This is a genomic window from Chromobacterium sp. CV08, from assembly GCF_051129845.1.
GTDB lineage: Bacteria > Pseudomonadota > Gammaproteobacteria > Burkholderiales > Chromobacteriaceae > Chromobacterium.
Window position 1 is genome coordinate 4,267,748 of sequence record NZ_CP150453.1, and the last position, 10,745, is coordinate 4,278,492.

The window sequence follows — 10,745 nt, forward strand, 5'->3', positions numbered from 1 at the left end:
GCTATCGCCAACGGCCGCCCCCCGCATGGGGAAACCCGCGCAAAAGGCTTCACACTTCAATTTCAAATGGATATAGTCTTTTCGCATAAGCATTTCCCTGCCACATCCCCGCAGGTTTGCCCCTCTCTCCCATCAACATCCCTGACAAGCAGGATCAAGCATGACGCCCGGCCAGCCCGCGCCGACGCCGGGCTCCGCGTCGACACGACGCGCATGATCAACCAGCACGGAGTGGAATATGAATTCGAAATACACAGGACAGTGTCTTTGCGGCGAGATCCGCTATTCGGTCGATATCGAACCGTTGTTCATGGGGAACTGCCACTGCAAGGACTGCCAGAGAAGCTCGGGCGGCGCCTTCATCCCGGCGATGCTTTTCCCGGAGACAGCGGTCGCCGTTTCCGGCGAAGCCAAGTATTTTGAAACCACGGCCGACAGCGGCCATCCCCACAGCCGAGGCTTCTGCCCGCATTGCGGCTCCCAACTGTTCGCCCGGTTCGGCAGCATTCCCGGCATGCTGGGCATCAAGGCCGGCACGCTCGACGACAGCTCGCGCTACGCGCCGAAACTGGACTTCCATGTGGCCAGCGCCGCGCCGTGGGATTTCATGAATCCCGAGCTCCCCAAGAAGCAAGGCGGAGCTCAAGGTTAGAGAGCGCCGTCGCATGGGTTGAATCAAGTAAGCCCAACGTTCGCCGGCAGTTTGACCGGACGGTAGAGACCGTCGTCGCACTTTGTGGTGAACGTTGGGCTTCGCTTCGCTCAGCGCCACCCTAACTATGGGATTTATCGCCTTACTTCTGGACCACGCCCAGCCCTTCCAGCGCCGCCTTCGCCGCCGCGGCGATCACCTCGTCGCTGGGTTTGAGGTTTTTATCCCGCCCCTTCGTATAGACCGCCAGCACGATAGGCGCGCGCCCCTTCGGCCAGATCACCGCATAGTCGTTGGCCGTGCCGTAGACGCCGCAGGTGCCGGTCTTGTCGCCTACCTCCCACCCCGCCGGCACCGCTGCGCGGATGCGCTTGCCGCCGGTGGTGTTGCCCTTCAGCCAGTCGTTCAGCTGGCGGCGCTGCGGCGCCGCCAGTTCGCTGCCCAGTGCCAGTTTCCGCAGGCTTTCCGCCACGGCGCGCGGCGACGAGGTGTCGCGCGCGTCGTCGGGGATCGCCGTGTTCAGCTCAGGTTCCCAGCGGTCCAGGCGGAAGGTGCGGTCGCCGATGGAGCGCATGAAGGCCGTCAGCGCGGCGGGACCGCCCAGTTCCTTCAGCAGCAGATTGCCGGCGGCGTTGTCGCTGTACTGCACGGTGGCCGCGCACAGCCCCGCCACCGTCATGCCGGTGGCCTGGTGTTTTTCTGTTATCGGCGACCACGAAATCAGCGCGTCCTTGCCGTAAGCGATGCGCTTGTCCAGCAGGCCGGCCTGCTGCTGGCTGCGCGCCAGCACCGAGGCGGCCACGAAACCCTTGAACGAGCTGCACAGCGGAAAGCGTTCGTCGGCCCGGTGGCTCAGCGTCGCGCCTGAGCCGGTGTCGATGGCGTAAACGCCGATGGAGCCGCCAAAGTCCTTTTCGAGTTTGGCGAATTTATCGGCGGCGGCGGCGGCCGGCGCGGTGGCAGAGAAGCCGGCCAGCGGCCACAGAAAGCAAGACAACAGTATCAGGCGGCGGGGAAAAGACATAAAACACTCCTGGTTTGGTGATAACAGGCGGATTCTGACCGCGAGACAAGCCGCTTTCATCCCAGGAAAACGTAACCGCCGTAACAAGCGCCATCCGCGCCGCGCCACTGGTCTCCGGCTTCATCAGACCAAGACCAATCCCCCTTAACACCCGCTAAGCCTTTTTCTGACAAAACAGCCCGACCGTCTTTATGACGGCCGGGCTGTCGCGTTCCAATCGCATCTACAGGCGGTACTGTTTCAGCGTGGCCATCTGCTGATTGGCCAGATCGTCCAGGTGCACGGCGTTGTTGGCCGCTTCCTGGGCGGCGGCGGATGCCTCTTCCGTCATCTGCGCGATCTGCTCCACCCGCTGCGCGATATTGTTGGTGGCCTTGCCCTGTTCCTTGATGGCCTCCGATATCTCGGCCACCATGTGCACGGTGTCGCCGGTGGCCTGGCCGATCTGGGCGATGGCCTGGTCGGCGTTGTCGGCGCGCGTCACGCCGTTGCGCACCAGCTCCTCGGCCGCGTTCATGTGTTCGGTGGCGGCGGAGGAGCGCTCGCGCATCGCCGATATCGTGGACGAGATTTCCTGAGTGGATACCGAGGTGCGCTCGGCCAGCTTGCGCACCTCGTCGGCCACCACGGCGAAACCGCGTCCCATCTCGCCGGCGCGCGCCGCCTCTATCGCCGCGTTCAGCGCCAGCAGATTGGTCTGATCGGCGATGTCCTTGATCACGCCCACCACGGTATTCACCTGGGTGCTGTAGCTTTCCAGCTCGCGGATGCTGGAGCCGGCGTTGTCCACCGCGCGCGAGATTTCGCGGATGTCTTTTATCGTCTGGGCGATGGTGTTCGAGCCCTGCTGCGCCAGCTCGCCGGCGTTCTCGGCCAGCTTGCGCGATTCCTCGGCCCGCTCGGCGACATGGTTGACGCTGACCGTCATCTGCTCGATGGTGGCCGCCATGCTGGACGCCGATTCGCTTTGTGCCCCGGCCGCCGACGAAACCTGGGTGGCGGTCTGCGACAGATCCTGCGAAGCGCCGGCCACATTGTTGGCCCCGGTCATGATGGACTGCAGGCTGCCTTGCAGGTTTTCCAGCAACTGGTTGAAGGCGATCGAGGTCCTGCCGATCTCGTCGTTGCCGTGGACGGGTGCGCGCAGCGTGAAGTCGTGGCTGCGGCTGACGGTTTCCAGCGTGCTCTGAATGGAGTTCAAACCGCGGCTGATCGTCGAATACAGCGTCCAGGCCAGGACCAGCAGCACCGCAACGACCACGGCGATCAGCAGACCCATCTGCCCCATCACGCCATGGTAGGTCTTGGTATTCGCGTCCAGCGTGTCGTAGGAGATCTTGATGTTGTAGGCGATATGATCGATCAGCCCCTGGCGGAACACGGTGGTGGCCTCCTTCAGCGGCCCGCCGGTCAGGTACTTGCCGGCCTCCGCGCTGTTGCCGGGCTTGCGGGACAGCTCGAAGAAATGGCTCAGGGCCGTCTGGTAGGCCGCCAGATTGGTCTTGTCGGCGTTCAACAGCTTGTGGTCGCCATCGTCGGCCACGTCGCTCTTTTCATACACGGCCAGGATATCGCTGATCTTGCGCAGCGCCGTCCCGGCCTCCGCCTCTGCCGCCTGTTTGACCGCCATGTCGGTCGCCAGCGCATGCTTGGTGGTGGCGGAGCGCGCATCCATCAGCGCATAGGTCGCGACATTCAAATCGCGGACGCTGGGCGCCAGATTGTTCACCACATCGTCAAACCGCTGCTTGGCCTGTTCCAGCTGATACAAGCCCATCGCGCCCAGGGCGCCCAAGGCCACGAAAGCCACCACGATCGTGAGCAGCAATTTTCGGATAATGGTCATTCTCTTCTCCCGCACCACACTGCCGACGCCATCGGCTCGAATCGGCGCCAATATCATGACTGCCGTTGAATGTTTATAGAGCACAGCTCCTTGTCGTTGTAACTAAAAATTTAATTAAAAATCAGAATCTTGCAAATTTAAAAGTTGAAATGCATATACACATACGAAGCAGAAAATGCCCGGCATGAAAGATTTTTAATTGCACGAAACCGATAACCATTTTGACCCGGCTCTTTCAGCCGAAACCGCTGCCAGGAAAATCAATTTGCATTAAAATAATGCCGGTCGGCGACAGGCGAAAAAATCCGGACGATGCGTCTGAATTCAAGCCACCGCCATTATCGAATCGACGAGATATCGCATGTCGCAGGATATTGTTGTCAGGCCGGTCAATCAGGACGATTACCCCGCTTGGCGCCCGCTGTGGGACGGCTATAACGCGTTTTACGGACGAGACGGGGAAAGCGCGCTGCCGGAAGCGATCAGCGATCAGACCTGGTCGCGCTTTCTCGACGAGCGCGAGCCGATGCGCGCATTGATAGCCGAGCGCGATGGCCGCATCGCCGGTCTGGCTCACATCGTCATTCATCGCAGCACCACCCGACTGGCGGACGTCTGCTATCTGCAGGACCTCTTCACCGTGCCGGAAGCCAGGGGACGCGGCATCGCCCGGGCGCTGATCCAGGCCGTCTACCGACAGGCCGCGGCCGCCGGCTGCAACCGCGTGTACTGGCAGACGCACCAGGACAATCAGACGGCGCGCGCGCTGTACGACAAGGTGGCGGACCACCAGGGCTTCATCATCTACGGCCGCGAGCTGCCGGCCTGAGACAAGGCGGTCGGCGGCTCAGGATCGCCGCCGCTGAAATGCCATTGTCAAATTACCCCCGTATAAAGCCCTGACGCGCCGGCCAAGGCTCCTCCGGGTCCGAAGGCGCGCGCGCCTCACCCAGAACTCCAGGAGAATCCGCATGAGCCCGCATCCGTCCAACTGGCCGCGTCGCGTCGCGCTGGCCGCCTTGCCGCTGCTGTTGTCCGCCCACACCGTCGCCGCCACCGAAACCATCGTGATGATCCGCCACGGCGAGAAGCCGGCCCAGGGCCTGGGGCAGATCACCTGCCAGGGCCTGAACCGCGCGCTGGCGCTGCCGCAGGTGCTGACCGGCGCCTTCGGCACGCCGGACGCCATCTTCGCCCCCGATCCGGCCACCCAGGTATCGGACTCCGGCAACAATTACTACTATGTGCGCCCGCTGGCGACGATAGAACCGACGGCGATCAGCCTGGGCATGCCGGTCAATACCGGCTACGGCTTCACTCAGACCGCCGACCTGGCGTCCAAGCTGCTGAGCTCGGACTACGCCGATTCCACCGTGTTCGTCGCCTGGGAGCACAAGAAGATCGTCACGCTGGCCAAACAGATCTTCTCGAACCTGAAGCAGTCGGCCAACATCCCATCCTGGTCGGACACCGACTACGACAGCATCTACGTCATCACCATCAACGGTTCCGGCAGCCGCCGCACCGCCTCGTTCTCGCTGAAGGCCGAAGGCCTGAACGGCCAGAGCACGGCCTGCCCGCGGCCGAACTGAGCGCCGGCCACATTCGGTAACGATTGCGTCGCTTGTCCGGGCGTCAAACGCATATACAATGCGTTTACAAAACTCAAGCGGGCCCGCCCCCGCCGGCCCGCGCCACCAGGAAAGCCCATCATGACGCCGCAAGAGAACCAAGCGCTGCAAATCTTTCTGACCCAACTGGTACAAGCCCGTGGCGTGGCCAAGGACCCGCAGGCCGAGGCCGCGATTCTGCAGGCGGCGGCGCAGCAGCCGGACGCCGCCTATCTGCTGGTGCTGCGCTGCATGCAGCAGGAACAGGCGCTGACCGCCGCCAACGCGCAAATCGCCAAGTTGCAGGCCGATCTGCAGGCGGCGCGCAGCGCCCAAGCGCCGGCAGGCGCGCCCGGCACCTTCCTCGATCCTAACGCCGGCGCCGCCTGGGGCGCCGCACCCGCGGCCCCGGCTTATGCGCCGCGCCCCGCCGCGCCGGCCTATCCGCCGGCAGCGCCGGCTTATCAACAGGCGGCGCCCGCCTATCAGCCGGCGCCGGCCTACCAGCAAGCGCCGGCGCAACCGTCCGGCTTTTTCAGCGGCGGCGTCGGCAGCTTCCTCGGCAATGTGGCCACCACCGCGGCCGGCGTCGCCGCAGGCACCTTCCTGGTGCAGGGCATAGAAAGCCTGTTCGACGGCCATTCCGGCCATGGCGGCGGCCAGGGCGCGGCGGCCTACGACGCGCCGGTTCCGACCGAGCAGAACATCACCGTCAACAACTACTACGAGTCCGACGCCCAGGACGGCGGCGACTATCAGGACACCGCCTCGCAGGACGACTACGTCTCCGACGACGACAGCAACTACGCCTGAGCCGACGGCGAACGCCACCGGAACCGCCGCGCCGCCCGGCGCGGTTTTTTCATGCCCGTCAGCCGGTGGCCGGCAGCACCGGCCAGCTGTCGACGATGCGGCCGTCCTGATAGACGGCGATGTCGCCGAACTGCTGCAGCACCGCCTCGCTCTGCCGCGGCCGGAAGAAGACCGCGTCGTCGGCGGCCAGCCGCTGCAGACCGGACCCCAGCAGCACCTGCTGATTGGACGAGGTGCCGTAGAGGCCGCTGGCGGACAGCCCCGGCGGCGACAGCGGATCGGCCAGCCAGTTGCCGCCGTAGATGAAGTAGGCGCGGCGGGCGTTCGGGTCCCAAGCGCGCGCGGCGCCGCCCAGCCATTCGACGCCGTACGGCAGCTGGAAGTCGGGCAGCGCCTTCAGCACCGGCGTGGCGATGAAGCAGGCCGGCCTCAGGTCGTCCAGCAGCGCGGTGTCGAAATCGCTGGGCTTCAGCAAGGCCGAGCCCAGCGCCACTTCGTTCTCGACGCCGTCGCCGTGGTAGAGCCGGTAGGTCGGCGAGCCGCCGGCGTTGAAACAGGGCCGGCCCGCCGCCGCGTACAGGGCCGGCCGCGCCCGCGCCATCGCGGCGAAGGCGGCGTAGCTTTCGCGAGCATGGCGATGCGCCCGCTCCCGCAGGCCGGGCAGGTCGGGAATCTTGGCGACGTGCGCGTCGTAGCCCATCAGCCCCGACCATTGCAGCCTGGGCTCCGATTCGAGCAGGTCCAGCATCGTCGCCATCGTCGCGGCGTCGGCGACGCCGCCCCGGTGCAGGCCGACGTCGATCTCGACATTGATCCTCAGCCTCAGGTTCTGGCCGCGCGCCAGTTCGCGGTATTGCGCCAGCCGCGCCGGCGTGTCGACCAGCCATTGCAGCTGCCGCTCCGGACGGAAGTCCCCATCTGCGAAGCCGCGGTAGAAGGCCAGCGCCGCCGCCGCCGGCAACGGCTTGCCCAACAGGATGTCGTGGTCGCCGCGCGCCATCGCCAACAACTGGGGCAGGCTGAACAGCATCTGCCGCCGCGTGCCGCACAAGGCCGCCGCCTCGTTCAGCAAGGCCGGGCACGGCAGCGACTTCACCACCAGCCTCAGCGGCATCCGTCCGGCCAGATGCGCGATGATGCGGCCGGCGTTGGCCTGCAGCCGGCGCCGATCCAGCACCAGCGTCGGCGTCGCGATGTCGGCCTGGCGCAAGGCGGCGGCCATCTGGCGGAAATAACCGTCGTGCGGCGCGCCGCGCGTCCCCGGACGGAGCGCGGCGAGCGCCGCCGCCGCGATGCCCAGTCCGGCCAGCATCCGCCGCCGGCCGTTCACGCCGTCACCCCGAACACGCCGCGCAGATGCGGATTGAGCAGCAAGCCGCGCGGATCGAGTTCGCGCCGCAGCTTCAGAAAGTCGTTCCAGCGCGGATACAGCGCGGCGAAATCGGCCGCGCGGTGCGCGTGCAGCTTGCCCCAGTGCGGCCGGCCCTGGTATTTGCGGAAGATGGGCGCCAGGTCGGCCACCAGGTAGTCGCAGGCTTCGCCGGCGGCGGCATGGACGGCAATCGAGCAGGAGTCGCGGCGGTAGAACGGGCTGAGCCAGGCGTCGTCGCCCTGGACGAAGCGGAATTCCATCGGGAAGAACACGTCGTCGCGCCGCTCCAGCCGCGCGATGACTTCACGCACGCAGGCGATGCCGGCCTCGCGCGGCACATGACATTCGGCCTCGTTGAAGCGGGTGGGCCGCGAGGTGGACAGCAGGCGCCACGACTTGTCGAGCGCCTGCTCGCCCATGCCCGGATCGATCAGCTTCTGCGCCACCCAGCGCCGCAGCGACGGCATCCGGCCCAGCCAGTCGCGCAGCCGGCGCAGCTCGCGCAGCATGTCCTCGTCCTGCGATTCCGGCCTGGACGCCGGCCCCGCCGGCGCGAGGTCATGGACGATGGCCGCCGCGTAGCCGGTGAACGGCAGATAGTAGAATTCGAAGTGGCGGTGGGTCCGCGCCAGTTCCGGCGCGGCGTCCAGCATCTGCTGGACCGGCATCAGCCACAGCTTGCGCTTCAGATAGTAGGCCGGCGCCACGGCGATGGTGGCGCGCGCGATCACGCCCAGGCTGCCCAGCGACACCCGCGCTGCCTGCAGCAGATCGTCGTTGCGGCCGCCGCCGCAGTCGACGATCTCGCCGGCCGGCGTCACCAGGCGCAAGGCCAGCGCGTCGGCGTGCAGCGCCTGCAGCAGCGCGCCGGTGCCGTGGGTGGCGGTGCTGATCGCGCCGGCGTAGCTCTGCGCGTCGATGTCGGGCTGGTTGCGCAATGCCAGACCATGCCGGTCCAGCTCCCGCGCCAGTTGGGCGAGACGGGTGCCGGCCAGCAGCGTGGCGGTGCCGGCGGCGGCATCGTGCGCCAACAGGCCGGACATCCGGTCCAGCGACACCAGCTTGCCTGCGGTGGGGACCAGCGGCGTGAACGAGTGGCCGGCGCCGACGCAGCGCAGCGGCGTGCCGGACGCGCCGGCGGCGCGCAGCAAGCGCGCCAGCTCGACCTCGTCGCCCGGCGTGGCGAGCGCCTGCGCGGTGCAGCTTTGCAGGCCGCTCCAGTTGCGCCAGCGGTAGGCGCCGGCGGGCGCGGCCGCCCTGGGGCCGGCCGAACGCGCGGCCCAGGCGCCCAATAGCGCGCCGCCGCCCAAGCGCAGCAACGCGCGTCTGTCGAATACGGGCCTCATCGCGCACCTCCCTGCCCGCCGCCGGACATGAAGACGATCAGCCGCGTGAACTCCTCGTCGCTGCAGTCGTTGCAATAGCCGCGCGGCGGCATCGCGTTCAGTCCGTCGCGGACATGGGACAGCAGCAGCGGCATGCCTTTGTTCAGTCTCGCCTCCCAGGCCGGCGCGAAACCGGTCAGCGGCGCCTGGCTGGCCGGCGTGCCGTGGCAAGTCAGACAGGAACGCTCGTATTTGACGGCCAGCGCCGCGTCGGCCGGCCTCAGGGTTTCGGCCTTTTGCAGATCGGCGGCCTGCGGCTTGTCCGCCTGGCCGCAGCCGGCCAAGGCGGCCAGCAAGGCCAGGCCCATGCCGCTGCGGCGCCAGCCCATCGTCGTCCAGCCGCCCGTCTCCATTCCGTCTCCTCAGGTATCGGCATGCCGCAATGGCGCGCCCGCGGTCATGAAATGACAATTGATTTAATATATCGCCCAAAACTCAGTAAATGTCATTTACATCTCGCAGGCTTCCTCCTCGCGCCTCTTCGTCGCGCGGAAGCCGGTCAGCGAAATCGCGATCTGCGCCAGCAGCGCCAGGTACACAGGAAGCCATTGACAAATCGTCTGCCCATCGATTCGGCAATCATGAAATTCTCAATAAAAACAATGCCAACCGGAATGAAATTGCCCGCGTCGATATGCTTCATGCGGAAATTGAAGCGGGACTAAAATCAAAAACCCCTCTCTCAGCACAACGATTCACACAAGAAACCCATCCGATATGACAGGGATCCCATACCGAAAGCGCCATTTAAAGAACAATCAAATAAAAACAATCGATACAAAATTCCAGCAAACAAAATCCTCCATGCCATCCCTTTAAAAATTAAAAGAGATTGATGTAATAATTGGACCAATACTTAGGGGGAAATTTAAAACCGCAGCAACGCGGCCCAGCCGTTAACCACCGCTGAAATATCGAATCTGATTCAAGTTTAAGATCCCCCCAAAAACAGCTTCGCCACGCCGTTAGCCGCAAGCACATCCGGGGGAATTCTAATAGATAGGAATACTGGCCATTTCCCGCCGATCCAGACTTGCCTGTCAGCGCGATTCAAGCCAGATCCGATGCCCGATTCGCAACAGTCCCCATTTATAGCCGCTAACAAAACCGCGCAGCGTACCTGAGCCAAGGCGCGCCGACGCAGGCAGTACAAGTAGTACGACAAGGAGGCGCAACGCAGGATCAGGGGTTTTGTTAGCGGGTCTTAAGGAACCGACGCCACCGATTGGGGAAATAAAATGAGAACCGCCGGGAGGGTTTATATATTCAGATTACGCGCGCAAGCGGCGTCGGCCAGACCTGCCGGATCCGATATGGACGGGAAGCTGCGCGTGCGGTAGCGGTTTGCCGCCGGCCACTTGCCATCCGATACCGGACCAAGGCCGGCCGGAACGGATAGGCCGTTCCGGCGGCATCGCCGGCTTTACACATTGTTACGGTTATGAACAGATACAAATAGCAATGAGTAGCTATCATTTCTTTGCGCTTACGAAACAAAACGCCGCCATAGTGCAAGCATGCGCAATACGCGTCCGTAACGTAGAAGGAAGACCTGCCATGAAACACGTGATGACCGCGGCCGTGATGATCGCCGCTTCCCTTGTCAGCCTGCCCAGCCAGGCCGGCGTCTCCATCAGTGTCGGCGAACCCGGCTTTTATGGCCAGATAGACATCGGCGGCTATCCCCCGCCGCAGCTGGTCAGCCCTCAGCCGGTGATCGTGCAGCCGGTGCCGATCGCCGCCCCCCCGATCTATCTGCGTGTGCCGCCCGGCCATATGAAGCACTGGGACCGCTACTGCCGCCAATACGGCGCCTGTGGCCGCCGGGTCTACTTCGTCCGCGACGACTGGTATAACCGTGTCTACGTGCCGCACTACCACGAGTACCATCACGACAACGGCCGTCACGAAGGCTGGCGCGACGAGCACCACGATCACCGCGGCGACCATCATGACGATCGCTGGCACGATCGCTGAGCCCGTTCTCCCGCACACAGCCGGACGCACGCGCGTCCGGTTTTTTCATGCCGGTCCTCGCCCCGG

General features: G+C 64.8%; 10 protein-coding genes. 5 read left to right on the forward strand and 5 right to left on the reverse strand.

All coding sequences use genetic code 11. The features are described 5' to 3' along the window. Positions 1 to 238 precede the first annotated feature (238 nt). Positions 239 to 652, forward strand: coding sequence for a GFA family protein (locus WNM05_RS19405; protein ID WP_434630047.1), 414 nt, complete (start codon positions 239 to 241; stop codon positions 650 to 652). A gap of 142 nt (positions 653 to 794) precedes the next feature. Here the strand turns inward: WNM05_RS19405 and bla are convergent, their stop codons facing one another. Both bla and WNM05_RS19415 read right to left on the reverse strand, forming a co-directional pair. Beyond that, the gene (gene bla, locus WNM05_RS19410; protein ID WP_434630049.1) at positions 795 to 1,676 is read right to left on the reverse strand and encodes a carbapenem-hydrolyzing class A beta-lactamase; all 882 of its coding nucleotides are present in this window, start codon (positions 1,674 to 1,676) and stop codon (positions 795 to 797) included. 223 nt (positions 1,677 to 1,899) lie between these two features. Then, positions 1,900 to 3,522, reverse strand: a complete 1,623-nt coding sequence (locus tag WNM05_RS19415; RefSeq protein WP_434630051.1) for a methyl-accepting chemotaxis protein — start codon at positions 3,520 to 3,522, stop codon at positions 1,900 to 1,902. A 361-nt stretch (positions 3,523 to 3,883) separates the two neighbouring features. Between WNM05_RS19415 and WNM05_RS19420 the strand changes: the two genes are divergently transcribed. The 3 genes from WNM05_RS19420 (at position 3,884) to WNM05_RS19430 (ending at position 5,945) form a co-directional block, all read left to right on the forward strand. Next, positions 3,884 to 4,351, forward strand: coding sequence for a GNAT family N-acetyltransferase (locus WNM05_RS19420; RefSeq protein WP_434630053.1), 468 nt, complete (start codon positions 3,884 to 3,886; stop codon positions 4,349 to 4,351). 142 nt (positions 4,352 to 4,493) lie between these two features. Then, positions 4,494 to 5,114: a hypothetical protein gene (locus WNM05_RS19425; protein ID WP_434630055.1), complete on the forward strand. Its 621-nt coding sequence runs from the start codon at positions 4,494 to 4,496 to the stop codon at positions 5,112 to 5,114. A gap of 120 nt (positions 5,115 to 5,234) precedes the next feature. Next, positions 5,235 to 5,945: a DUF2076 family protein gene (locus tag WNM05_RS19430; RefSeq protein ID WP_434630057.1), complete on the forward strand. Its 711-nt coding sequence runs from the start codon at positions 5,235 to 5,237 to the stop codon at positions 5,943 to 5,945. A 58-nt stretch (positions 5,946 to 6,003) separates the two neighbouring features. On the opposite strand, the gene WNM05_RS19435 is transcribed toward WNM05_RS19430, so the two are convergent. The 3 genes from WNM05_RS19435 to WNM05_RS19445 are packed head-to-tail and all read right to left on the reverse strand — an operon-like array spanning position 6,004 to position 9,055. Further along, positions 6,004 to 7,275 (reverse strand): alanine racemase, encoded by a 1,272-nt coding sequence (locus WNM05_RS19435; protein ID WP_434630058.1) that lies wholly within the window; start codon positions 7,273 to 7,275, stop codon positions 6,004 to 6,006. After that, positions 7,272 to 8,663 (reverse strand): D-arabinono-1,4-lactone oxidase, encoded by a 1,392-nt coding sequence (locus WNM05_RS19440; protein ID WP_434630060.1) that lies wholly within the window; start codon positions 8,661 to 8,663, stop codon positions 7,272 to 7,274. Before WNM05_RS19440 ends, WNM05_RS19435 begins: the two co-directional genes overlap by 4 nt. Then, positions 8,660 to 9,055, reverse strand: a complete 396-nt coding sequence (locus tag WNM05_RS19445; RefSeq protein ID WP_434630062.1) for a c-type cytochrome — start codon at positions 9,053 to 9,055, stop codon at positions 8,660 to 8,662. Before WNM05_RS19445 ends, WNM05_RS19440 begins: the two co-directional genes overlap by 4 nt. A 1,204-nt stretch (positions 9,056 to 10,259) precedes the next feature. Here WNM05_RS19445 and WNM05_RS19450 point away from each other — a divergent pair. Beyond that, positions 10,260 to 10,679: a hypothetical protein gene (locus WNM05_RS19450; RefSeq protein WP_434630064.1), complete on the forward strand. Its 420-nt coding sequence runs from the start codon at positions 10,260 to 10,262 to the stop codon at positions 10,677 to 10,679. Positions 10,680 to 10,745: the final 66 nt, after the last annotated feature.

What these genes read in the sequence shown, in the direction of transcription:
- WNM05_RS19415 (WP_434630051.1), bottom strand. Translation starts at nt 3,522, where the DNA reads ATGACCATTATCCGAAAATTGCTGCTCACGATCGTGGTGGCTTTCGTG.
- WNM05_RS19445 (WP_434630062.1), bottom strand. Translation starts at nt 9,055, where the DNA reads ATGGAGACGGGCGGCTGGACGACGATGGGCTGGCGCCGCAGCGGCATG.
- WNM05_RS19425 (WP_434630055.1), top strand. Translation starts at nt 4,494, where the DNA reads ATGAGCCCGCATCCGTCCAACTGGCCGCGTCGCGTCGCGCTGGCCGCC.
- WNM05_RS19430 (WP_434630057.1), top strand. Translation starts at nt 5,235, where the DNA reads ATGACGCCGCAAGAGAACCAAGCGCTGCAAATCTTTCTGACCCAACTG.
- WNM05_RS19420 (WP_434630053.1), top strand. Translation starts at nt 3,884, where the DNA reads ATGTCGCAGGATATTGTTGTCAGGCCGGTCAATCAGGACGATTACCCC.
- WNM05_RS19450 (WP_434630064.1), top strand. Translation starts at nt 10,260, where the DNA reads ATGAAACACGTGATGACCGCGGCCGTGATGATCGCCGCTTCCCTTGTC.
- WNM05_RS19440 (WP_434630060.1), bottom strand. Translation starts at nt 8,663, where the DNA reads ATGAGGCCCGTATTCGACAGACGCGCGTTGCTGCGCTTGGGCGGCGGC.
- bla (WP_434630049.1), bottom strand. Translation starts at nt 1,676, where the DNA reads ATGTCTTTTCCCCGCCGCCTGATACTGTTGTCTTGCTTTCTGTGGCCG.
- WNM05_RS19405 (WP_434630047.1), top strand. Translation starts at nt 239, where the DNA reads ATGAATTCGAAATACACAGGACAGTGTCTTTGCGGCGAGATCCGCTAT.